The sequence below is a fragment of the Streptomyces xylophagus genome (assembly GCF_000716435.1).
Lineage (GTDB): Bacteria > Actinomycetota > Actinomycetes > Streptomycetales > Streptomycetaceae > Streptomyces > Streptomyces xylophagus.
The window spans coordinates 1-327 of the sequence record NZ_JNWO01000185.1 but is presented as its reverse complement, the minus strand read 5'-3'; the positions used below and the strand labels follow the sequence as shown (position 1 = coordinate 327).

1 protein-coding gene is annotated in these 327 nt (G+C 67.0%); it reads right to left on the bottom strand.

Annotated features, from left to right (window positions below; all coding sequences use genetic code 11):
- The coding region (locus OO70_RS50900; protein WP_043688521.1) for an SRPBCC family protein at positions 1-193 on the bottom strand (193 nt) is incomplete at its 3' end.
- Positions 194-327 lie beyond the last annotated feature (134 nt).

Sequence of the window (327 nt, the reverse complement as noted above, 5' to 3'; positions counted from 1 at the left end):
GCTCGGTGATCTCCGCGTCGAACTCGCGGTGCACGCCGTTGACACTGGTCACCCAGTGGGTGAGCGTGTCGGTGCGCTGCTCGATGCGCTCGACCCCGCTCATGAACTCGGGGAAGGTCTCGAACTGCGTCCACTGGTTGTAGGCGGTGTGCACCGGCACGCCGACCTCGATGGATTCCTCGACCTGCGACACGGGTGAATCCCTCCTTCGTCCTCTCGGTGTGTGCGGCGCGGGTACCGCACGGCCCGGAGGGCAAACCGGCGCGAGTCGACTCCTACGCGGTGTCGAAGGTGTAGTGGCGGGTGTGGTCCAGCAGATCCGCGGGG